Annotated in this window: 20 protein-coding genes; 16 read left to right on the top strand and 4 right to left on the bottom strand. The window is 61.0% G+C overall.

Annotated elements, in window-relative coordinates:
- The 6 genes from ACF8R3_RS01920 to ACF8R3_RS01895 all read left to right on the top strand — a co-directional run.
- Positions 1 to 5,266: immunoglobulin-like domain-containing protein (locus tag ACF8R3_RS01920; RefSeq protein WP_392514740.1), on the top strand; the 5,266-nt coding region annotated here is incomplete at its 5' end.
- A 186-nt stretch (positions 5,267 to 5,452) separates the two neighbouring features.
- Positions 5,453 to 5,794: a hypothetical protein gene (locus tag ACF8R3_RS01915; protein WP_023535786.1), complete on the top strand. Its 342-nt coding sequence runs from the start codon at positions 5,453 to 5,455 to the stop codon at positions 5,792 to 5,794.
- A 196-nt stretch (positions 5,795 to 5,990) separates the two neighbouring features.
- Positions 5,991 to 6,890 (top strand): TauD/TfdA family dioxygenase, encoded by a 900-nt coding sequence (locus ACF8R3_RS01910; RefSeq protein WP_196185958.1) that lies wholly within the window; start codon positions 5,991 to 5,993, stop codon positions 6,888 to 6,890.
- Positions 6,891 to 6,906: 16 nt separating this feature from the next.
- Entirely contained in the window at positions 6,907 to 7,926 is a 1,020-nt protein-coding gene (locus ACF8R3_RS01905; RefSeq protein ID WP_058637030.1) for an ABC transporter substrate-binding protein, read from the top strand.
- Positions 7,927 to 7,929: 3 nt separating this feature from the next.
- The gene (locus ACF8R3_RS01900) at positions 7,930 to 8,793 is read left to right on the top strand and encodes an ABC transporter ATP-binding protein (protein WP_145253870.1); all 864 of its coding nucleotides are present in this window, start codon (positions 7,930 to 7,932) and stop codon (positions 8,791 to 8,793) included.
- A gap of 15 nt (positions 8,794 to 8,808) precedes the next feature.
- On the top strand, positions 8,809 to 9,672 hold the full coding sequence (locus ACF8R3_RS01895; protein WP_058604670.1) for an ABC transporter permease: 864 nt from the start codon (positions 8,809 to 8,811) through the stop codon (positions 9,670 to 9,672).
- 59 nt (positions 9,673 to 9,731) lie between these two features.
- Here the strand turns inward: ACF8R3_RS01895 and ACF8R3_RS01890 are convergent, their stop codons facing one another.
- Positions 9,732 to 10,292: a WYL domain-containing protein gene (locus ACF8R3_RS01890; RefSeq protein WP_058637032.1), complete on the bottom strand. Its 561-nt coding sequence runs from the start codon at positions 10,290 to 10,292 to the stop codon at positions 9,732 to 9,734.
- A gap of 207 nt (positions 10,293 to 10,499) precedes the next feature.
- Between ACF8R3_RS01890 and ACF8R3_RS01885 the strand changes: the two genes are divergently transcribed.
- From ACF8R3_RS01885 to ACF8R3_RS01860, 6 genes are all read left to right on the top strand, one after another.
- On the top strand, positions 10,500 to 11,291 hold the full coding sequence (locus ACF8R3_RS01885) for a tetratricopeptide repeat protein (RefSeq protein WP_196185959.1): 792 nt from the start codon (positions 10,500 to 10,502) through the stop codon (positions 11,289 to 11,291).
- A 136-nt stretch (positions 11,292 to 11,427) separates the two neighbouring features.
- The gene (locus tag ACF8R3_RS01880; RefSeq protein WP_058604673.1) at positions 11,428 to 11,880 is read left to right on the top strand and encodes a MarR family winged helix-turn-helix transcriptional regulator; all 453 of its coding nucleotides are present in this window, start codon (positions 11,428 to 11,430) and stop codon (positions 11,878 to 11,880) included.
- On the top strand, positions 11,877 to 13,964 hold the full coding sequence (locus ACF8R3_RS01875; RefSeq protein WP_392475192.1) for an FUSC family protein: 2,088 nt from the start codon (positions 11,877 to 11,879) through the stop codon (positions 13,962 to 13,964). Before ACF8R3_RS01880 ends, ACF8R3_RS01875 begins: the two co-directional genes overlap by 4 nt.
- Positions 13,961 to 14,173, top strand: a complete 213-nt coding sequence (locus ACF8R3_RS01870; RefSeq protein WP_023535833.1) for a DUF1656 domain-containing protein — start codon at positions 13,961 to 13,963, stop codon at positions 14,171 to 14,173. Before ACF8R3_RS01875 ends, ACF8R3_RS01870 begins: the two co-directional genes overlap by 4 nt.
- Positions 14,170 to 15,045: an HlyD family secretion protein gene (locus ACF8R3_RS01865; protein ID WP_058604675.1), complete on the top strand. Its 876-nt coding sequence runs from the start codon at positions 14,170 to 14,172 to the stop codon at positions 15,043 to 15,045. Before ACF8R3_RS01870 ends, ACF8R3_RS01865 begins: the two co-directional genes overlap by 4 nt.
- On the top strand, positions 15,042 to 16,460 hold the full coding sequence (locus tag ACF8R3_RS01860; protein ID WP_392514737.1) for an efflux transporter outer membrane subunit: 1,419 nt from the start codon (positions 15,042 to 15,044) through the stop codon (positions 16,458 to 16,460). The genes ACF8R3_RS01865 and ACF8R3_RS01860 overlap by 4 nt, the downstream gene beginning before the upstream one ends.
- 147 nt (positions 16,461 to 16,607) lie before the next feature.
- Here the strand turns inward: ACF8R3_RS01860 and ACF8R3_RS01855 are convergent, their stop codons facing one another.
- The gene (locus ACF8R3_RS01855; protein WP_023535777.1) at positions 16,608 to 16,853 is read right to left on the bottom strand and encodes a TIGR02647 family protein; all 246 of its coding nucleotides are present in this window, start codon (positions 16,851 to 16,853) and stop codon (positions 16,608 to 16,610) included.
- A 68-nt stretch (positions 16,854 to 16,921) separates the two neighbouring features.
- Positions 16,922 to 17,221: a hypothetical protein gene (locus ACF8R3_RS01850; protein ID WP_058637035.1), complete on the bottom strand. Its 300-nt coding sequence runs from the start codon at positions 17,219 to 17,221 to the stop codon at positions 16,922 to 16,924.
- A gap of 148 nt (positions 17,222 to 17,369) precedes the next feature.
- On the opposite strand from ACF8R3_RS01850, the gene ACF8R3_RS01845 reads away from it, so the two are divergent.
- Positions 17,370 to 18,029, top strand: coding sequence for a glutathione S-transferase (locus ACF8R3_RS01845; protein ID WP_196142558.1), 660 nt, complete (start codon positions 17,370 to 17,372; stop codon positions 18,027 to 18,029).
- Positions 18,030 to 18,140: 111 nt separating this feature from the next.
- Here ACF8R3_RS01845 and argH read toward each other — a convergent pair whose 3' ends face one another.
- Positions 18,141 to 19,535 carry an argininosuccinate lyase gene (argH, locus tag ACF8R3_RS01840; protein ID WP_058604679.1) on the bottom strand — a complete coding sequence of 465 codons (1,395 nt, stop codon included), beginning with the start codon at positions 19,533 to 19,535 and terminating at the stop codon, positions 18,141 to 18,143.
- A 310-nt stretch (positions 19,536 to 19,845) separates the two neighbouring features.
- On the opposite strand from argH, the gene ACF8R3_RS01835 reads away from it, so the two are divergent.
- From ACF8R3_RS01835 to ACF8R3_RS01825, 3 genes are all read left to right on the top strand, one after another.
- A complete protein-coding gene (locus tag ACF8R3_RS01835) occupies positions 19,846 to 20,589 on the top strand; it encodes a LytTR family DNA-binding domain-containing protein (protein WP_058637037.1) in 744 nt (247 codons plus the stop codon).
- Between the two features lie 158 nt (positions 20,590 to 20,747).
- A complete protein-coding gene (gene hemC / locus ACF8R3_RS01830) occupies positions 20,748 to 21,689 on the top strand; it encodes a hydroxymethylbilane synthase (protein ID WP_023535732.1) in 942 nt (313 codons plus the stop codon).
- Positions 21,686 to 22,468, top strand: a complete 783-nt coding sequence (locus tag ACF8R3_RS01825; protein WP_144966063.1) for a uroporphyrinogen-III synthase — start codon at positions 21,686 to 21,688, stop codon at positions 22,466 to 22,468. Before hemC ends, ACF8R3_RS01825 begins: the two co-directional genes overlap by 4 nt.
- Positions 22,469 to 22,490 lie beyond the last annotated feature (22 nt).

The following is a 22,490-nucleotide window of genomic DNA, read 5'->3' as shown; positions in this document are numbered from 1 at the left end:
GGTCAATATCGTCGCCAACCAAGTGTCGGTGAACGAAGCCACGGCACCGACCTTCACCCTGAGCCTGAACCGTGCGTTGGACAAGGACCTGACTGTCACCCTGAGCAACAACGCTACCGTTGTGTTCAAGGCTGGCGAGATGACCAAGACCTACACGGCCGCGGCGCAGGGCGACGACGTGTTCAAGGACGAGGGCAAGCTGGAGATCGGCATCGCCAAGGCCGAGGTGCCGAACGCCAAGTTCGAGAACCTGGTGCTGGGCTCCCCTGCCTCGGTCAACATCACCGACACCATCAGCAAGGTCACCGCTGTGCTGGCTGTGGATAACACCACTGTGGCTGAAGGCGGCAAGATCACCTACACCGTGACCTTGGTCAGCGAAGACAACAACCTGCCGGTCACCGGCCATGGTGGCGTGACCGTCACCCTGACCGGCGGCACGCAGGTGTTCATCGCCGCCGGGTCTGCCAGCGGTACCGTCAGCATCAACGCACCGGATGACGTATACGTCGGCGGCCAGCCTGCAATCACCAAGGCCATCACGGATATCAGTGTGGCCGGTGACAAGCAGTTCGAGAACCTGGTGGCCAACAAGTCGCCAGTGACCACCACCGTGACTGACGAACCTGCTGGCCAGGGCGACCTGGTGCGGGTGAACATCGTTGCGGATCAAGCGTCGGTCAACGAAGCCACGGCCCCAACCTTCACTCTGAGCCTGAACCGTGCGTTGGACAAGGACCTGACTGTCACCCTGAGCAACAACGCTACCGTTGTGTTCAAGGCTGGCGAGATGACCAAGACCTACACCGCCGCAGCGCAGGGCGACGACGTGTTCAAGGACGAGGGTAAGCTGGAGATCGGCATCGCCAAGGCCGAGGTGCCGAACGCCAAGTTCGAGAACCTGGTGCTGGGCGCCCCTGCCTCGGTCAACATCACCGACACCATCAGCAAGGTCACCGCTGTGCTGGCTGTGGATAACACCACTGTGGCTGAAGGCGGCAAGATCACCTACACCGTGACCTTGGTCAGTGAAGACACCAACCTGCCGGTGACTGGCCATGGTGGCGTGACCGTCACCCTGACCGGCGGCACCCAGGTGTTCATCGCCGCCGGCTCTGCCAGCGGCACCGTCACCATCAATGCGCCGGATGACGTGTATGTCGGTGACCAACCTGCAATCACCAAGGCCATCACTGACCTCACCGTCGCCGGTGACAAGCAGTTCGAGAACCTGGTGGCGAGCAAGAACACGGTCACCACGGCGGTGACCGATGAGCCGGCCGGCCAGGGTGACCTGGTACTGGTCAACATCGTGGCCAACCAGGCCTCGGTCAATGAAGCCACGCCGCCTCTGTTCACCCTGACCTTGAACCGCGTGCTGGACAAGGACCTCACCGTGACCCTGAGCAACAACGCCACCGTTGTGTTCAAGGCCGGGGAGACCAGCAAGTCCTACGTCGCGCCAGCTCAGGGTGATGACGTGTTCAAGGACGAGGGCAAGCTGGAGATCGGCATCACCAAGGCCGAAGTACCAAACGCCAAGTTCGAGAACCTGGTGCTGGGCGCGCCTGCCTCGGTCAACATCACTGACACCATCAGCAAGGTCACTGCTGTGCTGGCTGTGGATAACACCACCGTCGTCGAGGGTGGCAAGATCACCTACACCGTGACCTTGGTCAGCGAAGACAACAACCTGCCAGTGACCGGCCATGGTGGCGTGACCGTCACCCTGACCGGTGGCACGCAAGTGTTCATTGCCGCGGGTTCCGCAAGCGGTACGGTCAGCATCAATGCGCCGGATGACGTGTACGTCGGTGGCCAGCCTGCCATCACCAAGGCCATCACCGACATCAGCGTTGCCGGTGACAAGCAGTTCGAGAGCCTGGTGGGCAGCAAGACTGCCGTGACCACGACCGTGACCGACGAGCCGAGCGGCCAGGGCGACGTGACCACCGTCGGTATCAGTGGCACCACCTCGCTCACCGAAGGCGAGACGGCGCACTACACCTTGACGTTGAGCAACCCGTCCCAGTCCGAAGTCACTGTGACCCTCAGCTACTCGGGCACGGCCAAGAACGGCGAAGACTTCACGGGTGTCACCACCGTGAAGATCCCGGCCAACAGCTTCGGCGTGACCTTCGATGTGCCGACGATCGACGACAAGCTGGTCGAAGGCACCGAGAACTTCACGGTCAAGATCGAAAGCGCCACCGGTGGCAACTTCGAGAACCTGCAGGTAAACGGCAGCAAAGGCAGCGTCACCACCGCCATCCTCGACAACGACAACCTGCCGGTATCACCAGGCGGTGCCGTGTATGGCGTGGAAGACACCGACTACGTATTCGCCTGGGGTGACTTCAAGGTCACCGACCCGGATGGCAATACCGGTCTGGCCGTGACCATCACCTCGCTGCCGGCTGCAGGCAGCCTCAAGTACTTCAACGGCAGCAGCTGGACCAACGTTACTGTCGGCCAGGTGATCAGCCAGGCCGATATCGCCGCCAGCAAACTGAAGTTCGTGCCACTGCTCAACCAGTCCGGCGCTGATGGCTACGGTGGCACCGGCGTGGGCAACCAGCAGGCTGACTACGCGCAGTTCAAGTACAAGCCCAACGACGGGACCAACCTGGGTACCGAAACGACCATGAAGGTCGACATCAGCCCTGTGGCAGACATGCCGACGCTGGCCATCGGCAGCGCCGATGTAGTGTCCAAAGGCTTGACCAAGGAAGTGTGGACCACCCTGAAGAACCTGGGTACCAACGGCAATGGCATCACCGGTGATGCACTGAAAACGGTCTTTGCCAACTCCGGCAGCGCCACCTCCAGTGCCACCACCACCAACGTCCAGTCCGACGGCAGCGTGAATGGGGGCAGCGGTTCTAAGACCTCCGGCCTGATCTACCTGGAAGCTGGCAAGACCTACACCTTCAGTGGTACTGCCGACGACAGCTTCCTGGTCAATATCGGTGGCAAGACCGTGGTCACGGCCACGTGGGGCGGTGGCGGCCAGGTGACAGGGTCGTTCACGCCTACGGCGACCGGCTACTACCCGATCGAGGTCTACCATGCCAACCAGTCCGGCCCGGGCAGCTATGACCTGAACATTCAGGTGGGCGCTGGCAGCCCAGTGGACCTGAGCAGCGCAAACATCCGCATGTACCAGAACGTGACCGAGATGGCCAACGCTGGTCTGAGCGTGTCAGACGCGCACACGGTCAACGGCCAAACCTACTACGATGGCTACAAGCTCAACGAAGGCCCAGAGAACGGTACGGTGAAACTGGTCGGTATCTCGACTGCCCTGACCGATACCGACGGTTCCGAGACGCTGAAAGTGACGTTGGGTGGCTTACCAAAAGGAACGGTGGTAACTGACAATGCAGGCCATACGGCTACAGTCAGCGATGGGCCGATCAACGTAACAGGGTGGAAACTCAGTGGCTTGACCCTTACCCCCCCTGCCTACTTCAAGGGCTCGTTTGACATAACGGTCACTTCAACTGCTACTGAAAGTCTAGGTGACTCCGCCAGCACCGTGGGCCGTATTCCGGTTACGGTTTATGGCGGCGTTTACAAAGCCAGTGTTGGTACATCGGGCAGCGACGTACTGAATGGCAGTGAAGGTCACGACATCATCGTGGCGGATGTATCTGGCCTGAACGTGGTGGCCGGTAAAAACTACAATATTGCATTCATTGTTGACAGCTCCGGCAGTATGACCGACGACTCAGTGGCTGCTGCGAAGACACAGCTGGAGTCTGTATTCAAGACACTCAAAGCGAGCGTGGGGGCCGACACGTCGGGAACGGTTAATATCTTCCTGGTAGATTTCGATACTCAGGTAAACCAAAACATAGCCGTCAATCTATCGGACGCGGATGCTTTGAGCCAACTTCAGAGAGTTCTGAATTCCATGCAGGGCGGCGACTACGGCGGCGGTACCAATTATGAGGATGCGTTTAAAACTACAGCCAACTTCTTCAAGAGCAAGATGGCGATGGGCAACACGAACGCTGAGAATCTGACGTACTTCATTACCGATGGTAAGCCGACCTTTTACCAGCGTGGCGAGCAGACCGATGCTCGACTGTGGACGAACGGCAAAATGCTGGATGAGGTTGTTAATGTTAACAACTACAAGGTTGGTGCCACGTTCAGTGAGTGGGCTGACTCAACTCACAAGGTTGACATAAACAGTGCTGGACAACTAAAAGTCACAACGTATGGCAATCTTTTGGGTTTCCTTGTTCCCATTTCCTCAAACACTATCGGGACAATACATGCCCAAGGGGATGGCACCTACGAGCTGTCCAGTTTGGGCGGCACTGGCAAGAAGTCATCCACTAATTGGAGCGATTCGGCCACAAATACAACTGATAGTTTCATGTTGCTCGGTGGTAGTTCTACCGTACCTGGACTGAGTAAGGTGCAGGCTATTGGATTGAATTCTGAGGTCAGCCTCGCTGATCTCAAGCCGTACGACACGGCGGGCAAACCGCAGATCAATATAGATCCAACCAAACTGGCAAGCGCTATCCTTGGACATACTGAGGCGACGTTGCCTGGTGCCGATACTGTCGACGGTGGGAATGGCAACGACATCATCTTTGGTGACTTGATTACCTTGAACGGTGTTGTCAGCGAGGGCTATCAAGCCTTGCAAACGTATGTCGCCCAGAAAACAGGGGTAGATGCCAGTGCTGTCACGACTAGTAATGTCCACCAATACATCGCTGAGCACTACACCGAGTTCGATATTTCAGGGCCTAATGACGGCAACGACATCCTGTCGGGCGGTAACGGTAACGACATCCTGTTCGGTCAGGGCGGCAATGACATCCTCGATGGCGGCAAAGGCAATGACATCCTGTTGGGTGGCTCAGGCAACGACACCCTCATCGGCGGCCCGGGTGACGACATCCTGATCGGCGGCAGCGGTGCCGATACCTTCGTCTGGAAGGCCGGCGATTATGGCAATGACGTCATCAAGGACTTCAACCGCTCCGAAGGTGACCGCATCGACCTCAAGGACCTGTTGCAAGGCGAGAAAGGCAGCATCATCGACAACTACCTCAAGCTGTCGACCGTGGAGGGCACCACGACGCTGCAGGTCAGCAGCGAAGGCAAGCTCAACACCGATGGCGGGCTGGCCAATGCTGACGTCACCATCAAGCTCGAAGGTGTGAACTGGTCCAACCAGACGATCAATTCGTTGATCAGCGGTGCCGACCCGACCATCATCATCCACAACAAAGACAGCTGACGGCCCATCACCGGGGCAACCGTAAAAGGTTGCCCCGGTATGCCTTGACCTGGCGCAACTGCCTGGGCAGGCCTTCCCGCCACGCACTCCCACAGCGCATACTTTCGCGCCGCATCCACGCGTACGGCGCTTTTTGCCTATGCTGCTGTCTACCCTGAAGGAATCCATGTGACGAGGGACATCGCCATGTTCTACGTGCAACGCGACGCCGCTGGCCAGTTGCAGCGAGTGGAAGCTGCTGCGTTCGACGAATTTACCGAAATGCTTCCGGCCGACCATGCCGACATCCAGGAATGGTTTGCCGATGACGTCGTGGAAAACAGCCTCAATCAGCTCAAGCAAAGCGACCTGGACATGATCCGGGTGCTTGAAGACCTGATCGATGTGCTGACCGCCAAAGGCGTGTTCAAGATCACCGATCTGCCACCTGGCGCCCAGGCCAAACTGCTCAACCGTTCGACGGCGCGCAAGGCGCTGAGCAGCCTCAACAACCTGATAGAGGAAGAAGAAGAGGGTGGCCTGATCTGACACCCAGCCCATGCACCGGCCGGACTATGGTTATGCTTTAAAGGTATTTAAAATATCTTTCTTATGACCTTATAGTTCACCCACTGCGTACCCGTCGACCAATCGATGCGCCGCACGACTCGAACCCACACGGGAGTCCCCCGTGCGTTTCCGATCGTCGCGCGTCATGAAGTCGCGCACTGCGTGGGAGTGAAACATGCCAGCCGCCTTGAACGCCCTGTCGCTCATCGATAGCGCGCCGTCACAACTTTTTGAAGTCCACCCGTTCGCCGGCGCCGTCGGCGCCGAAGTCATCGGCCTCGACCTATCCAGGCCGCTCAATGCCCAGGACTTCGCGCGTATTCATCGCGCTCACCTCGATCATCATGTTCTGGTTTTTCGCGATCAGCGCATCACGCCTGAGCAGCAGATCGCGTTCAGCCGCCGCTTTGGCGAACTGCAGATTCATGTGCTCAAGCAGTTCCTGCTTCTGGGGCACTCTGAAATCCTGATTGTTTCCAACATCATCGAGAACGGCCAGAACATCGGCCTGGGCGATGCGGGCAAGTTCTGGCACTCGGACCTCTCCTACAAGGCACTGCCCAGCTTGGGCTCGATGCTGCATGCCCAGGAACTCCCTGACGAGGGCGGGGACACGTTGTTCGCCGACATGCACAAGGCCTGGGACGCAGTACCCGCTGCGCTACGCACACTGGTAGCCGGGCGCAGTGCCGCTCATTCCTACACAGCCCGCTACGCCGAAACCCGATTCGAAGGCAATTGGCGCCCTGCACTGACAGCCGAGCAACTGGCTCAGGTGCAGGAAGTCATCCACCCCGTCGTGCGTACCCACCCCGAAACCGGTCGCCAGGCATTGTTCGTCAGTGAAGGGTTCACCACCCGCATCGTCGGGCTGCCGGAGGACGAAAGCCGGGATGTCCTGCAGCAGCTGTATGCCTTGAGCGTGCTGGAGCACAACGTCTACCGCCATCAATGGCAGCCCCACGACCTGGTGTTCTGGGATAACCGCTCCCTGATCCACCTGGCTGCCGGTTGCCCTGCACACCTGCGGCGCAAGCTCTACCGCACCACCATCCAGGGCGATGCCCCGTTCTGACGACAAGGATTCCATCATGCGCAAATCCATCAGCCGCCTGGCGGCAAGCATCGGGCTGGGCGCAAGCCTCGTTATTGGCAGCCTCGTGGCCCCCGCCGCCGCCCAGGCAGAAGGCAAGATTCGTATCGCCGAACAGTTCGGCATCGTCTACCTGCTGCTCAATGTGGTGCGTGACCAGCACCTGATCGAAAAGCACGGCAAGGCGCAAGGCATCGACATCGACGTCGAGTGGGCACAGCTTTCCGGTGGCTCGGCCATCAACGACGCATTGCTGTCCGGCTCGGTGGATATCGCAGGTGCTGGCGTAGGCCCGCTGCTCACCGTCTGGGATCGAACCCGAGGGCGACAGAACGTCAAGGCCGTGGCTTCGCTGGGCAACTTCCCGTATTACCTGGTCAGCAGCAATCCGGCTGTGAAGACCATTGCGGATCTTTCCGACAAGGACCGCATCGCCGTGCCGGCGGTGGGGGTGTCCGTGCAGTCGCGCTTGCTGCAATACGCCGCGGCGCAGCAATGGGGAGACGAGCAATACAACCGCCTGGACAAGTACACCCTGGCGGTTCCTCATCCTGATGCGACGGCCGCCTTGCTGGCAGGCGGTACCGAACTCAACGGGCACTTCTCAAACCCGCCGTTCCAGGATCAGGCGCTGGCCAACAAGAACGTGCACATCGTGCTCGACAGCTACGACTTGCTTGGGCCGAATTCGCCCACGCTGCTGTTTGCCACCGAAAAATTCCGCAAGGACAACCCCAAGACGTACAGAGCCTTCGTCGATGCCATCGCCGAAGCGGCCACGTTTGCCCAGAACGACAAGGCGGCAGCCGCCGATACCTACATCCGGGTGACCAACGCTAAGATCGACCGCGCAAGCCTCATCAAGCTGATCGACAACCCTCGGTACGAATTTACCGTCACGCCAAAGAACACCTACAAGCTCGCCGAATTTCTCTACAGGGTCGGCGCGATCAAGCACAAGCCAGCGTCGTGGAAGGATTATTTCTTCCAGGATGAACATCCGCTGCAGGGGAGCTGAGCCATGACTGCGCCATTGCCAGGCCACACGGTCAGCACCTTGAGCCATCCTATAGCACCGCCGTTGTTGAACGTGCAGGGCCTTACCCTTGAATACCGCACCCGGCAACGGGTGGTACGCGCTACCCATCAGGTCAGTTTCGAGGTGGATCAGGCTGATCGCTTCGTCCTGCTGGGGCCATCCGGTTGTGGCAAGTCAACCTTGCTCAAAGCCGTGGCCGGCTTCATCGAACCCCGTGAAGGACAGATCCTGCTTCAGGGGCAACCCGTCAGCGGCCCGGGACCGGACCGCATCGTGGTGTTCCAGGAATTCGACCAGTTGCCGCCTTGGAAGACGGTGAAGCACAACGTCATGTTTCCACTGTTGGTATCGGGCCAATTGAAGCGGGCCGATGCTGAAGAGCGGGCGCTTCACTACCTGGAGAAAGTCGGTCTTGCAGCCTTTGCCGATGCCTACCCGCATACGCTATCAGGCGGCATGAAAGCGCGCGTGGCGATTGCCAGGGCCTTGGCCACGCAGCCGAAGATATTGCTGATGGACGAACCGTTCGCCGCACTCGATGCACTTACCCGGCGCAAGATGCAGGAAGAGTTGCTGCTGCTGTGGGAGGAAGTACGCTTCACCTTGCTGTTCGTCACCCACTCCATCGAAGAGGCCTTGGTGGTGGGCAACCGCATCTTGCTGCTCACGCCTCACCCCGGCCGGGTACGCGCCGAGGTGCACAGCCACCAATATCACCTGGGCAGCCTGGGGGGCAGCGATTTCCAGGCCAGTGCCCGGCGCATACACCGTTTGCTGTTCGATGAAGCGGCCGACCCCGCTCAAGTCGATGACATTGGTTTCAACGACATCCGCATTGCCTACTGATCAGGAGCTTGAGCCATGACCACAACCCCTGTGCGCCAGGAATACGAGGTGCAGCTGGAGCCATTGCTCAGCGTGCCTGTGGAACGCGACCTGTCGTTGAGTCAGCGCCTCTGGCAGCACGGTTGGCTGCGCAAGGCCGTCATCCTGATAGTTATCGCATTGCTGTGGGAAGCCGTCGCCCGTTATCAGGACAACGACCTGCTGCTACCGACCTTCCTGCAGACAGCTGCCGCGCTGTGGGAAGGCCTGGTCAGTGGAGAGCTGCCGGCCAAGGTCGGCGTGTCGCTGGTGATCTTGCTCAAGGGCTACCTGCTAGGGATTATCCTGGCCTTTGGTCTCACCAGCCTGGCCGTCTCCACCCAGCTTGGGCGCGACCTGCTGAGCACCTTGACCTCGATGTTCAACCCCCTGCCTGCCATCGCCCTGTTGCCATTGGCCTTGCTGTGGTTCGGGCTAGGCGACAACAGCCTGATCTTCGTCCTGGTGCATTCGGTGCTCTGGGCCCTTGCGCTCAATACCTATGCAGGGTTCCAGGGTGTTTCCGACACCCTGCGCATGGCCGGGCGCAACTATGGCCTCAAAGGGCTACGGCTGGTGATGCACATCCTGGTGCCGGCGGCGTTGCCCTCGATTCTGTCCGGGCTCAAGATCGGCTGGGCGTTCGCCTGGCGCACGCTGATTGCCGCAGAACTGGTCTTTGGTGCCAGCAGCGGCAAAGGTGGCCTGGGTTGGTACATCTTTCAGAACCGCAACGAACTCTATACCGACAAGGTGTTCGCAGGCCTTGCGGTGGTCATCCTGATCGGGCTGCTGGTTGAGGGGCTAGTCTTCAACACCCTGGAGCGCCTGACGGTCAAGCGCTGGGGCATGCAGCGCTGAGCTTGCAAGCGCCGGCGTTGGCCGATCGCATTGGCCAAGGCCAATGCGAGCGTCCCTGGTCATGGTGTTAGATACTGGGCTGCGGCGTTGCTGAGAATCTTGCCGATCTCTTCGCGCAACTGCGCAGGCTGCTCGACCACCAGTTCGTCCCCACGGCTCAAAAGCCACCAGCGCAACGAGCTCCCGTCGCTCACCGTGGCCCGCAGCCGATGCCCCTGGTCATGGGCGATCAACTGCATGTCGCTGCTCAGTGGAGCCTCTCGGAGCTGGCGCGCCAGTGGGTCACTGATGCGCGCCACCAATTCAATGCCTTCGCCCGGTGGCGCTTGCAGCGCTTCTCCTTTGAGATGCGCCAGCAGATCGGTGGTGCCGCGCAGCTCGCTCACAACGCCCGCGGCCCAGTGCCACCCGTAGGGAATGCTCTTGTCGTTGCGCTCCAGCGGGAAGATCAACGACAGGTCATTGAGGTCGCGCTCTACGGTTCGCTTGCTGACGGTAAAGCCCAGGTCTCGTAGTCGACAAGCCAGCTCGGAACTGGTGAGGCCTGGAGAACGGCCCGGTAGCTGGCGCAGCAGCGCCCACTGACGGCTGAGGGTGGCGCGAGTGGTGGCGAACGGCAAAAGGTAACGTCCTTGTCTAGGCTTGCCGCTCTAGGATGGCGGCACGCGAGGGGCATGGCAATTGGCCACGGACCGCTCAGATCAAGTAAGTGACGTTTGGTTGCCTGCATCCGAATCGTTCGCGACAGGTTTTGACGTCCTGTTGCGCAGAATCACGCCTCATCACAGCCGAAGGTTGAGGTTGTGCGTCGTTCAATGAGGATGAACATGTCTGCTGTCGGCAATATCCATTCGCTGCTCGCCCGCCTGCTTCCGGCACAGGTGATCGTTTCGCCCGCTGTCGCCCGACGCCAGCGGCTGTTTGCAGGTGTCGGCATGCCCAGTCAACGGACGATGCTGGTCAGCCGTCTGGACGAAGCCAGTGACCTGCAAGCGGTCTACCAGGATCTGCGCCTGCAAGCCCTGCAGGGGAATGTGGCAGCGCTGAACGACCTGGGTTGGATCTGGCTCAATGGCAAGTACTGGCGTGCTGATACGGTGTTGGCCGGGCACCTTCTGCGCATGGCGGCATTGCAGGGCAGTGCCGTGGCCTGGTTCAACCTGGGGCAGCAGCACTACTTCGGCAAAGGTGTGGATCGTTCCTACACGCAGGCCGCCGAATGCTACCGCCAGGCGTTCGAGCGAGGCATGTCGCATGCGGCCGCTGCGCTGGGAGACTTGTACGAAGAAGAAGTGTGCGATGGCCGTATGCAATGGCAGGTCGATCCGCAGCTGGCCTACCGATGGTTCCTGCAGGGTGCCGAACAGGGTGAGGCACGCTGTCGTTTCGAGGTTGGCTACCGGCTGATTCACGGCCTGCATGTGCAACCGGAGCTCAAGCCGGCATTGTACTGGCTCGAACTGGCGGCCGCTGCGGGTGTGGTGCAGGCGGCAGAAGAACTGGCCGTGCACTTCAGTCGACGCGATCAGGAGCGCTATCAGCAATGGCGCGATCGCGCCGTGCAGATGGGCAGTACCTTGGCCCTGACCATGAAGCTGGAAGATCAGGTTCAGCCTTGAAGTAATAGAGTGGGTAGCGGTTGGCCTGGCCGTGTGAACAAGATTTCATGCAGGCGCTTCGTCGCCCCCGGTTGACGGAAGGGGGAGCATCAGGCGTATATTGATAGTTAGCAAACTATGAATATATGTGATTCCCATGTCCCTTGATCTTCTGCGTCTTCAGGTCAGCAGTGGCCTGGTCGTTGCCGCTCGGCACTGGCGCCGCATCTGCCACATGGCACTGACCGGCTACGGCATTTCCGAAGCCTGTGCCGCGCCACTGCTGATGATCGTGCGCCTGGGCGATGGCGTGCACCAGGTGGCGGTCGCCCAGGCGGCCGGGCTGGAAAGCCCGTCCCTGGTGCGCCTGCTCGACCAGCTGTGCAGGGCCGGGTTGGTGTTGCGTAGCGAAGATCCGATGGACAGGCGCGCCAAGGCCCTGAGCCTTACGGCTGAAGGGCGCGTGCTGGCCGAGGCCATCGAGGCGGAGTTGGTGAGGGTGCGCGGTGATGTGCTGAGTCGGCTCGATCCAGAAGACCTGCAGGCCACGCTGCGTGTACTGCGCGCATTCGAAGCAGCCGGGCTGGGCAGCACGGGCGGGGTCGCATGAACGGCTTCTTCAGCTCGGTGCCACCGGCGCGCGATTGGTTCTACGGCGTGCGCACATTCGCCGCCTCCATGATCGCGCTGTATATCGCCCTGCTCATGCAGTTGCCGCGTCCGTACTGGGCCATGGCGACCGTCTATATCGTTTCCAGCCCCTTCCTGGGGCCTACCAGCTCCAAGGCGTTGTACCGCGCCCTGGGCACCTTGCTGGGCGCCGCTGGGGCAGTGCTGCTGGTACCGCCCCTGGTGCAGTCGCCGCTGCTGCTGAGCATCGCAGTGGCCCTGTGGACGGGGACGTTGCTGTTCCTCTCGCTGAATGTGCGCACGGCCAACAACTACGTGTTCATGCTGGCCGGGTATACCTTGCCGATGATCGCCCTGGCAGTGGTCGATAACCCATTGGCCGTGTTCGACGTGGCTTCCTCGCGGGCCCAGGAAATCTGCCTGGGGATTGTCTGCGCAGCCGTAGTTGGGGCCATTTTCTGGCCGCGACGGCTGGCGCCCGTGGTGGTGGGGGCGACCGGCAACTGGTTCAACGATGCCATTCGCTACAGCGACAGCTATCTGGCCCGGCAGCAGAGCGCGGTCGATGTCGGTGGCATGCGCGGGGCGATGGTGGCGACCTTCAACTCACTGGAGTTGATGATCGGCCAGCTCGGCCATGAAGGTACCGGCCCCCATACCTTGCAAAACGCCCGCGAGCTACGTGGGCGCATGATCCACCTGCTGCCGGTCATCGACGCGCTGGACGATGCATTGGCGGCCTTGCAAGGGCGCGCTGCGCAGCAATTTGAACACATCCTGCCTGTGCTCGATGCTGCACGTGAATGGCTCAAGGGCACCGCAGACAGCCCCTCTGTCCAGCGGTGGGCAGCTCTGCATCAAAGGATCGACGATCTGCGCCCGGATGCGGCTGCACTGGACCAACGGGCCGAGCTGTTGCTGTCCAACGCGCTCTATCGGCTCACCGAATGGGTAGACCTGTGGCAGGACTGCTGTACCTTGCAGCATGCTCTGCGTACCGACGACGCCACCCCCTGGCGCGCCGTTTACCGGCACTGGCGCCTGGCACGCTTGCGGCCATTCTTCGACCGGGGCCTGATGCTCTACTCGGTCACCTCCACCGTCCTGGCCATCATCGTTGCCTGCGGCCTGTGGATCGGCCTGGGCTGGAATGATGGCGCCAGTGCGGTGATCCTGGCGGCCGTCTCATGCAGCTTCTTCGCGGCGATGGACGACCCGGCCCCACAGATCTACCGTTTTTTCTTCTGGACCCTGCTGTCGGTCATTTTCTCGAGCCTGTATTTGTTCCTCGTGCTGCCCAACCTGCATGACTTCCCGATGCTGGTACTGGCCTTCGCCGTGCCTTTCATCTGCATCGGCACGTTGACAGTACAGCCACGCTTTTACTTAGGGACATTGCTGACCATCGTCAACACCTCGACCTTCATCAGCATCCAGGGTGCCTACGACGCCGATTTCTTCACCTTCCTCAATTCCAACCTCGCCGGCCCGGTTGGCCTGCTCTTCGCGTTCATCTGGACCCTGGTCATGCGCCCCTTCGGTGTGGAGCTGGCTGCCAAGCGCATGACCCGTTTCGCCTGGCGCGACATCGTCGAGGTGACCGAGCACGCAACCTTGGCCGAGCATCGCAAGGTGGGTGTAAAAATGCTCGATCGTTTGATGCAGCATTTACCTCGCCTGTCGCAAACCGGCCAGGACAGCAGCGTGGCGCTACGGGACTTGCGTGTTGGGCTGAACCTGCTCGACTTGCTGGCGTACATGCCGCGTGCCGGTCAGGTCGCCCGCGAGCGACTGGCCTTGGTGGTCGCTGAAGTGGGTGCCCATTACGCGGCCTGCCTGCGCGCCGGTGAGCGGCTGCACGCGCCACCTGCACTCTTGCGCAACATGGAAAGGGCCCGGCTGGCGCTCAGTCTCGATGAGCCCTGCGAACGCCTCGACGCCCGCCCGCATTTGTTGCATGCGCTGGCTGGCCTGCGCCTGGCGCTGCTGCCAGGCGTCGAGGTCATGCTCGAGCCTGCGGAGCAACTGCAACTACCGTCTGGCCTGGATGGAGCACCCCTGTGATCGGTGAACTGGATATCAGTGGGGTATTCCTGCCCACGCTGCTGGTGATGATGATTGGAACCTACCTGCTGTTTCTGGGTGTCCACGCCGTACTGGTGCGTGTGCACTTCTATCGCCTGGTCTGGCACCGGGCATTGTTCAACGTTGCCCTCTACGCCGTGCTGCTCGGTGCGGTGGACCACTTCTGTCGAAGCCTGATGCTGCCATGAAAAAACCTTTGCTGACCCTGGGCCGTGTGGTCCTTACTCTGTTGGTCGTGACATTTGCCGCCGTACTCGTCTGGCAGATGGTTGTGTACTACCTGTTCGCACCCTGGACGCGCGATGGCCACATTCGCGCCGATGTGATCCAGATCGCCCCGGACGTATCCGGGTTGATCCAGAAGGTCGAGGTGCGCGACAACCAGACCGTCAAGCGTGGCGATGTGCTGTTCACCATCGACCAGGACCGTTTCACCCTGGCGCTGCGTCAGGCCAAGGCCACGCTCGGCGAGCGTCAGGAAACTTTGGCCCAGGCCTCGCGGGAGGTGAACCGTAATCGTAAGTTGGGCAACCTGGTCGCGGCCGAACAGCTCGAAGAAAGCCAGTCGCGCCAAGCGCGCGCCCGCTCGGCGGTCAGTGAGGCGCAGGTGGCTGTCGACAGTGCCCAGTTGAACCTGGATCGCTCGGTGGTGCGCAGCCCCGTGGACGGTTATCTCAACGATCGCGCGCCGCGCAACCATGAGTTCGTAACCGCCGGGCGACCGGTGCTGTCGGTGGTCGACAGTGCCTCTTATCACGTCGATGGCTACTTCGAGGAAACCAAGCTGGGGGGCATTCACATCGGGGACGTGGTGGATATTCGTGTGATGGGCGACAACACCCGCCTGCGCGGGCATGTGGAAAGCTTTGCAGCCGGCATCGAGGACCGCGACCGCAGCAGCGGCACCAACCTGCTGCCCAACGTCAACCCTGCCTTCAGCTGGGTGAGGCTGGCCCAGCGGATTCCGGTGCGGATCGCCTTTGACGAAGTCCCGCAGGATTTCCGCATGATTGCCGGGCGAACCGCCACCGTCTCGATCGTCGAGGACATGCACCCATGAAACGGCTGATGCTCGCAGGGCTATGCCTGTCGCTCGGCGCCTGCATGACGGTCGGGCCAGACTACGAGCTGCCCAAAGAAGCGGCAATCCAGCGCACTGACCTCAACGGCCCCCTGCGCCAAGATGCCGACAGCGTGGTGTCGGCACCGGTGCCGGAAGATTGGTGGCAGTTGTATCACGACCCGCGGTTGAACGCGCTGGTACGCCAGGCCCTGAGTGCCAATACCGAGTTGCGCGTGGCTGCGGCGAACATCGCCAAGGCCCGTGCGCAGGTCGACATCGCTGAATCTCAAGGAGGCTTCGACGGTGGGGTGAAGCTAGGTGCCCAGCGCCTGCAAGAGTCTGGGGAAGCTTTCTTGCAGCCCGAGAAGGTGCCTGTGGCGAACATCGGCGAGGCGATCATAAGCGCGTCCTACCAGTTCGACCTGTGGGGCACCTTCAAACGCGGTACGGAAGCTGCCAGGGCCAGTGCCGATGCGGTACAGGCCGCAGCGGACACGGCGCGGATCACGCTGGTGGCGGATGTGGTCAAGGCCTACACCCAGGTGTGCTCGGCCAACGAGGAATACCACATTGCCCGTGAGTCGCTCGATTTACAGGCGCAAAGCGTCAAGCTCAGCCAGCGCCTGCGCGATGCGGGGCGTGGTGATGAAACTCAGGTGACGCGGTCGCAAACCCAGTTCAAGTCTTTGGGCGCCGAGCTGCCGCGATTCAAGGCCGAACGTGAGACAGGCCTGTATACCCTGGCCGCATTGCTGGCGGTCCCCGTGCAGAAGCTGCCAGCAGGAACTGCCGATTGCTCTGAACTGCCGCAGCTGACTCAGTTAGTGCCGGTGGGCGATGGCGCCGCGTTGCTCAAACGTCGCCCCGACGTACGCCAGGCAGAGCGCCAATTGGCGGCTGCCACCGCCAATATCGGTGTAGCGATCGGCGCGCTTTATCCACAGATCAGCATCGGCGCGCAGGTCGGGACCATCGGCATCCTGGACAACCTGGGCGAGCCTGCGACCAACCGCTGGGGCTTCGGCCCGCAGATCAGCTGGAGCATCCCCACCAACGGCACGCGGGCCCGCATTCGCATGGCTGAAGCGTCCACCCAGGCGGCCTTGGCGAATTTCGATGGTGTGGTACTCAATGCCATACGCGAAACCCAGACAAGGCTGGCTCAATACAGCGCACTGCTGGACCGGCGCGATGCACTGGCCGAGGCAGAGAAGTCTGCTCGGGAAGCGGCCGACCAGACGCACCGGTACTACCAGGCTGGGCGTGAGTCATTTCTGGCGGACTTGCAGGCGACGCGGACCTATACCGACATGCGTGCGCAGTTGGCGGCTGCGAACAGCCAGGTTGCAATGGGGCAGGTTGGCGTGTTTCTGGCGCTTGGAGGCGGTTGGAAGCGTCCCATGGAGCACTGAGGGGTAAATAGAGTCTGTGTAAAAGTATCGAGACAAGGGTCAGGCAAGGCGCGCGCAGCCGAGAAAACAGAGTTTACGGTTTGTGAATGAGTGTTCCGCGGCCAATGTACAGCAGGGGCTGCAGCGCAGCCCCAGTCAATCACAAGGTCAGGCCGGCTGGGGCGCTCTCAGAATGTTCTGCAGCAACTGAACACTTTCGACCGCGTCGTGACCCAGGCTGGTCAGGTAGCCCCCGTCGGGTTGATCGGTCAGGCCTTTTTCGTGCAGCCGCTGCGCGGCGGCGATGAGCGTCGGGGATGCGGTGTTGTGAATCTTGATGCCTTCCTGGCTGCTGTCGAGATTGAACAGTGCAAGCACTTCCAGTTCAGCGATCAGTTCGGGTGAAAAGGACATGGCGACTCCTGACTTCCAGACGAGGATAGCGGCACCGCGGGGGTGCCTGAATCTGGAGTGTAGCCGGGTTATTCGTCGTCGCCTTGATCCATCTCAGGAGGCAGTTCGGGTAGCGCGCGCAAGGCGTTTTCATACCACTGGCTGTCGAAGGCTCGGTCCTGCGCCAGCATGTTGTCGATCTCGAAGGCCAGCACGTGGGCCATCAGGTTGAGGATATCCTCGCGCTCATACCCGACCAGTGTCAGCTTGTTGAACGTAGCCTTCGCCGCAGCCGGCTCGCCGCTTTCAATTTGGTTTTCAATGGCCTGGGTCAGCGTGGCTTCGGCGAACGCTTCATCGTCATTGTCGATATCGGTGGGCTCGCTCATGGGATTACTCCTGTCGTGGGCGCTACAGTTTGCCACGTCCGTGGTGGCAATGCCTGGTCATTGACCGGGTGCATGACGCTGGTCAGCCGATGGCCAAAAGGGCTATAAAAGCCCTGCCATTCCCATACGGCCCGGAGGCTGTCGAACCATGCTCAAGCTCCACGGATTCCCTGTCAGCAACTACTACAACATGGTCAAATTGGCCTTGTTGGAAAAGGGCGCGCCTTTCGAAGAAGTCCTGTTCTTCAGCGGTCAGACGCCTCAGGTGCTGGAAGTCAGCCCACGGGGCAAGGTGCCGGTGCTGCAGACCGAGCACGGCTTTCTCAGCGAAACCACGGTGATCCTCGACTACATCGAGCAGACCCAGGACGGCAAGGCGCTGCTTCCCGCTGATCCGTACGCAAAGGCGAAGGTGCATGAGTTGGTCAAGGAGATCGAGCTGTACATCGAGCTCCCTGCGCGTACATGCTACGCCGAAGCATTCTTTGGCATGCCCGTGGAACCCTTGGTCAAGGAAAAGGCGCGCACCGAGCTTCTGGCAGGTTTCGCCACGCTCAAGCGCAACGGGCGTTTTGCACCTTACGTGGCAGGCGAGCAATTGACCCTGGCCGACCTGATGTTCTGCTTCTCGGTCGACCTGGCATGCGCCGTAGGCAAGAAAGTGCTCAACATCGACTTCCTTGAAGATTTCCCTCAGGCCAAGGCATTGCTCGAACTAATGGGGCAGAACCCCCACATGGCGAAAATCGTCGCAGACAAGGAAGCGGCAATGCCGTCCTTCTTGGAAATGATGCGCAACAGGCGCTGAGGCGGCGGGCTAGTCCGACCAGATGGGGGCTTGTGTTACAGCCCCCAACAATCTGAATATTTTTGGCAAAGCGACGGGGCAGGGTAGCCCCCGCCCCGTCACTCAGCGCCGTTAGCGTGCGGCCAGCAACGCCTTGCCGCGCGCCACCGCTGCACGTACCTGCGCCGGTGCCGTACCACCGATGTGATCACGGGCATTTACCGAGCCTTCCAGCGTAAGGACGGCGAATACGTCCTGTTCGATCTGGTCACTGAATTGACGGAGCTCTTCCAGGCTCATCTCTGCCAGGTCCTTGCCGCTATCGACCCCGTACTTCACCGCGTGGCCCACGATTTCGTGACAGTCACGGAACGGCAGGCCACGGCGCACCAGGTAGTCGGCTAGGTCCGTTGCGGTCGAGAACCCGCGCAAGGCGGCCTCGCGCATGATGGCATGCTTGGGTTTGATGGCCGGGATCATGTCGGCGAAGGCACGCAGCGAATCGCGCAGCGTGTCTGCGGCATCGAACAGCGGTTCCTTGTCTTCCTGGTTGTCCTTGTTGTAGGCCAGCGGCTGGCCTTTCATCAGGGTCAGCAAACCAGTCAGTGCACCGAAGACGCGCCCGCTCTTGCCACGCACCAGCTCGGGCACGTCCGGGTTCTTTTTCTGCGGCATGATCGAGCTGCCGGTGCAGAATCGGTCGGGCAGGTCAATGAACTGGAACTGGGCACTGGTCCACAGCACCAGTTCTTCGGAGAAGCGCGAGAGGTGCATCATCGCCACACTGGCGGCGGCGCAGAATTCAATGGCGAAGTCACGGTCCGACACGCCGTCCAGTGAGTTGCCTGCCACGGCTTCGAAGCCCAGCAGCTTGCAGGTCAGCTCACGGTCGATGGGGTAGGTCGTGCCGGCCAGCGCAGCACTGCCCAATGGCATCCGGTTGGTACGCTTGCGGCAGTCGACCAGGCGTTCATGGTCGCGGCTGAGCATTTCGAACCAGGCCAGCAAGTGGTGGCCGAAGGTCACCGGCTGTGCCGTCTGCAGGTGCGTGAAGCCGGGCATGATGGTTTCGGCTTCGCGTTCGGCCTGTTCCAGCAGCCCTTCTTGTAGGCGGGTGATTTCGGCCAGAATCAGGTCAATTTCGTCACGCAGCCATAGGCGAATGTCGGTCGCGACCTGGTCATTGCGGCTACGGCCGGTGTGCAGTTTCTTGCCGGTGATACCAATGCGGTCGGTCAGGCGCGCTTCGATGTTCATGTGCACGTCTTCCAGGTCGACACGCCAGTCGAAGGTGCCAGCCTCGATTTCGCCCTGGATGGTCTTGAGCCCATCGATGATGGTGTCGCGCTCGGCATCGCTGAGCACACCGACTTGCGCCAGCATGGTGGCATGAGCGATGGAGCCCATGATGTCGTGGCGGTACAGGCGCTTGTCGAAATCGACCGAGGCCGTGAAACGGGCGACGAAGGCGTCTACGGGTTCACTGAAGCGGCCGCCCCAGGACTGATTGGTCTTGTCAGTGCTCATGGTTTCACTCATTACAGGCGTGAACGAAAAATTGCCGCGATGATAACAGGGTTAGGCCCAGTGCCGCAGGGCGCCTGCAGGGTGGGCGCGAGGAAAAGGCATAGCGCGCTGTAGGCAACGGAGATTTTACGGATTGAACGGCAGTGTTCCATGGACCGTCTACAGTTTGACAGAGGCGGGCAGCTAATCTGCCAGCCACAGTGAATCTTTGGCTATCGCACCGGTCTAGAGCGTGACACGCAGCGTCGCTTCAAACACAGCTGTCTACGCTTTTAACCGTGCGAGACTCACTCAGGAATCCAGCGCAATTATGAATGTCCTGATCGTTGATGACGAACCCCAAGACCTCAAGCGCCTAAGCCTAATGTTCGGTGAACTCGAGGGTTATACCGTGCTGGAGCCAAGTGCCACCAATGGTGAAGAGGCCCTTGCGCTGATCGAAAGCCTGAAACCCGACATTGTCCTGTTGGATATCGGAATGCCTGGCCTCGATGGTCTGCAGGTCGCCGCCCGACTGTGCGAGCGTGAGGCGCCGCCTGCGCTCGTGTTCTGTACCGGTGATGACGAGTATGGGGAAGATGCCTTCAAGCAAGCCTCCCTTATCTACGTGACCAAGCCTGTTGACGGGCCGGCGCTTCGGGAGGCACTGCGCAAGGCCGAGCGACCAAACCGCGGCCAGCTGGCCGCGCTCACGCGTCCAGGCCACGAGGGCAGTGGCCCTCGCAGCCACATCAGCGCCAGAACCCGCAAGGGCATCGAGTTGATCCCTATCGCTCAGGTCATCTACTTTATCGCCGATCACAAGTACGTGACCCTGCGTCATGAAACGGGCGAAGTGTTGCTCGACGAGCCGCTCAAGGCGCTCGAGGATGAATTTGGCGACCGTTTTGTGCGTATCCACCGCAATGCACTGGTTGCGCGGGAGCGGATCGAACGCCTGCAACGTACACCGCTGGGGCATTTCCAACTGTACCTTCAAGGGCTCGACGGTGATGCCCTGACCGTGAGCCGGCGCCATGTAGCAGGCATGCGCAAGATGATGCAGACCCTCTGAACGCCTGAGCCAGTGACGCGCCAGCACTCATGACAGCCGCACGGGGCGTCCCGCTGGGCCTGTCATTGGCAGCTTCGGCCATGCTGTTGATCCGTATCTGCTAGTGCCGCCGGTGATGCTGTTATCATCGGCGGCATTTCTCTGGTTCGGGGCGTTACATGTCCACTCGCGAAATCCGTATTGCCACCCGTAAAAGTGCCCTGGCCCTGTGGCAGGCCGAATACGTCAAGGCGCGCCTGGAACAGGCCCACCCTGGCCTGAAAGTCTCCCTGGTGCCCATGGTCAGTCGGGGTGACAAGCTGCTTGATGCACCCTTGGCCAAGATCGGCGGCAAAGGGCTGTTCGTCAAGGAACTGGAAACCGCTCTGCTCGAGCACGAAGCCGACATTGCCGTGCACTCGATGAAAGACGTCCCCATGGACTTTCCCGAGGGCCTTGGCCTGTATTGCATCTGCGAGCGTGAAGATCCGCGCGATGCCTTCGTTTCTAACCGATTCGACAGCCTCCAGTCGTTGCCCGCCGGCAGCATCGTCGGAACCTCGAGCCTGCGTCGACAGACCCAACTGCTGGCCCGTCGTCCCGACTTGCAAATCCGCTTTCTGCGCGGCAACGTCAATACACGCCTGGCCAAGCTCGACGCGGGTGACTACGACGCCATCATCCTGGCGGCAGCCGGGCTCATCCGCCTGGGCTTCGAAGCGCGAATCACCGACAGCATCAGCGTCGACGATAGCCTTCCTGCCGGGGGGCAAGGCGCCGTCGGCATCGAGTGCCGCAGCGCCGACGCAGAGATCCACGCGCTCCTTGCGCCTTTGCATCATCTCGATACGGCCGATCGTGTGGTAGCCGAGCGCGCCTTGAACAAGCGCCTCAACGGCGGTTGCCAAGTGCCGATCGCCTGTTATGCCGTGCTCGAACAAGACCAGCTGTGGCTTCGCGGCCTGGTAGGGCATCCAGACGGCGGTACCCTGTTGGTCGCCCAGGCCAGGGCGCCTCGTCTGCAAGCCGAAGCACTCGGTATGCAGGTGGCCGAAGACCTGCTCAACCAGGGCGCTGAGGCCATCCTCAAGGAAGTCTACGGCGAGGCGGGGCATTCGTGAGCCCTTGGCGCCTGCTGTTGACCCGGCCCGCCGAGGAGTGTGCAGCGCTTGCCCACACACTGGGCGAAGCCGGCATAGCCAGCAGCTGCATGCCTTTGCTTGCAATCGAACCTGTCATGCTGCAGCGGCCGCAGTTGGAATTGCTCAAGGAACTGTCCACTTACCAGGGGTTCATCGTGGTCAGTAAACCGGCCGCCCGGCTGCTGCTGGCGGCAGCGGAGCAGCGGCAGCTATCCCTACCGCCCCAGGGTTGGTTCACGGTAGGCGCGGCTACAGCTGCGGTGCTGCAGGATGCACAGCTTGATGTCAGCTTCCCCGCATGCGGGGACGACAGTGAAGCCCTGCTCGAATTGCCTGCGCTGCAACAGGTGCTGGCGAACCCAGCGCCGCGCATCTTGATCGTGCGGGGTGTCGGAGGTCGCGAACTGCTGGCAGAGCGTCTTGCTCAGCTAGGTGCTACCGTCGATTATCTGGAACTGTATCGCCGCAACCTGCCGCCCTACCCTGCAGGCTACCTGTTGCATCGCATCGAAGCGGAACGCCTTAATGGCCTGGTGGTCAGCAGTGGACAGGGTTTCGAACACTTGCAGCAACTGGCTGGTAGCCAATGGCCGCAGCTGGCACGCTTGCCGGTGTTCGTACCGAGCCCGCGGGTCGCCGAACAGGCCCGGGCCGCAGGTGCCCAACACGTTGTGGATTGCCGTGGCGCCAGCGCCACGGCCTTGCTGGCAGCCGTGCAGCGCAGCGCTGCACCTGCCGACCCAGGCGCCAAGCTCTAAGGCGGCGCGCCCCCATGCAAAG

This window comes from Pseudomonas sp. FYR_7 (genome assembly GCF_043106155.1).
Classification (GTDB): domain Bacteria; phylum Pseudomonadota; class Gammaproteobacteria; order Pseudomonadales; family Pseudomonadaceae; genus Aquipseudomonas; species Aquipseudomonas parafulva_B.
Note: the sequence above shows the minus strand (reverse complement) of the source record. Positions and strands in the feature narration are given on the sequence as shown.

Coding starts and splice junctions, on each gene's coding strand:
- hemC (WP_023535732.1), top strand. CDS start 20,748: ATGTCCACTCGCGAAATCCGTATTGCCACCCGTAAAAGTGCCCTGGCC.
- ACF8R3_RS01835 (WP_058637037.1), top strand. CDS start 19,846: ATGAATGTCCTGATCGTTGATGACGAACCCCAAGACCTCAAGCGCCTA.
- ACF8R3_RS01880 (WP_058604673.1), top strand. CDS start 11,428: ATGTCCCTTGATCTTCTGCGTCTTCAGGTCAGCAGTGGCCTGGTCGTT.
- ACF8R3_RS01905 (WP_058637030.1), top strand. CDS start 6,907: ATGCGCAAATCCATCAGCCGCCTGGCGGCAAGCATCGGGCTGGGCGCA.
- ACF8R3_RS01855 (WP_023535777.1), bottom strand. CDS start 16,853: ATGTCCTTTTCACCCGAACTGATCGCTGAACTGGAAGTGCTTGCACTG.
- ACF8R3_RS01865 (WP_058604675.1), top strand. CDS start 14,170: ATGAAAAAACCTTTGCTGACCCTGGGCCGTGTGGTCCTTACTCTGTTG.
- ACF8R3_RS01910 (WP_196185958.1), top strand. CDS start 5,991: ATGCCAGCCGCCTTGAACGCCCTGTCGCTCATCGATAGCGCGCCGTCA.
- ACF8R3_RS01900 (WP_145253870.1), top strand. CDS start 7,930: ATGACTGCGCCATTGCCAGGCCACACGGTCAGCACCTTGAGCCATCCT.
- ACF8R3_RS01915 (WP_023535786.1), top strand. CDS start 5,453: ATGTTCTACGTGCAACGCGACGCCGCTGGCCAGTTGCAGCGAGTGGAA.
- ACF8R3_RS01860 (WP_392514737.1), top strand. CDS start 15,042: ATGAAACGGCTGATGCTCGCAGGGCTATGCCTGTCGCTCGGCGCCTGC.
- ACF8R3_RS01850 (WP_058637035.1), bottom strand. CDS start 17,221: ATGAGCGAGCCCACCGATATCGACAATGACGATGAAGCGTTCGCCGAA.
- ACF8R3_RS01895 (WP_058604670.1), top strand. CDS start 8,809: ATGACCACAACCCCTGTGCGCCAGGAATACGAGGTGCAGCTGGAGCCA.
- ACF8R3_RS01885 (WP_196185959.1), top strand. CDS start 10,500: ATGTCTGCTGTCGGCAATATCCATTCGCTGCTCGCCCGCCTGCTTCCG.
- ACF8R3_RS01875 (WP_392475192.1), top strand. CDS start 11,877: ATGAACGGCTTCTTCAGCTCGGTGCCACCGGCGCGCGATTGGTTCTAC.
- ACF8R3_RS01845 (WP_196142558.1), top strand. CDS start 17,370: ATGCTCAAGCTCCACGGATTCCCTGTCAGCAACTACTACAACATGGTC.
- argH (WP_058604679.1), bottom strand. CDS start 19,535: ATGAGCACTGACAAGACCAATCAGTCCTGGGGCGGCCGCTTCAGTGAA.